At 34.4% G+C, this 593-nt stretch carries 1 protein-coding gene; it reads left to right on the forward strand.

Going from position 1 to position 593, the window contains the following annotated elements; all coding sequences use genetic code 11:
- The first annotated feature begins 286 nt into the window (after positions 1-286).
- Positions 287-580, forward strand: a complete 294-nt coding sequence (locus ADIWIN_RS20710) for a ThiF family adenylyltransferase (RefSeq protein ID WP_262507754.1) — start codon at positions 287-289, stop codon at positions 578-580.
- Positions 581-593: the final 13 nt, after the last annotated feature.

Raw genomic sequence — 593 nt, forward strand, 5'->3', positions numbered from 1 at the left:
AAATAAGAAGGACAAAAAGATCTCAAACAGCTTAAAGAAACAGGTAAAGTAATGTTTTTTGATTCTTTTGATTTACAGCTTTCAGAATTAATAAAAACGCAGAACCCCAAGAGAAAGTTGTCTCAAGAGGAGTTGGTCGAAAAAAAGATTGAATATTATTCTAATTCTGGAATGTCGGAATCTGAAAATGGGATCTGGGTTTATTATCCTTGGCGCAATACAGTAGTGCGAATATTAGAAGAAAGAGATTTTGTAAAATTACGCACCATAAGGAACCGCTATAAAAATCACTGATGAAGAGCAGGAGTTGCTTCAGAATAAAATCATTGGCATCATAGGCTTATCGGTTGGGCAGAGTGTGGCCATAAGTCTGGCGATGGAAAGGTGTTTCGGAGAGTTGAGAATTGCTGATTTTGACACCTTGGATTTGAGTAATATGAATCGCATAAGAACTGGTGTGTACAATATTGGTTTAAAGAAATCATGGATTGTTGCAAGAGAAATTGCTGAAATAGACCCATATTTAAAAGTTACATTATATAATGAGGGGATTATTGAGGATAATATCAATGATTTTTAACTTAAACGGAAAA

The sequence above is a fragment of the Winogradskyella psychrotolerans RS-3 genome (assembly GCF_000427335.1).
Classification (GTDB): Bacteria; Bacteroidota; Bacteroidia; order Flavobacteriales; family Flavobacteriaceae; genus Winogradskyella; species Winogradskyella psychrotolerans.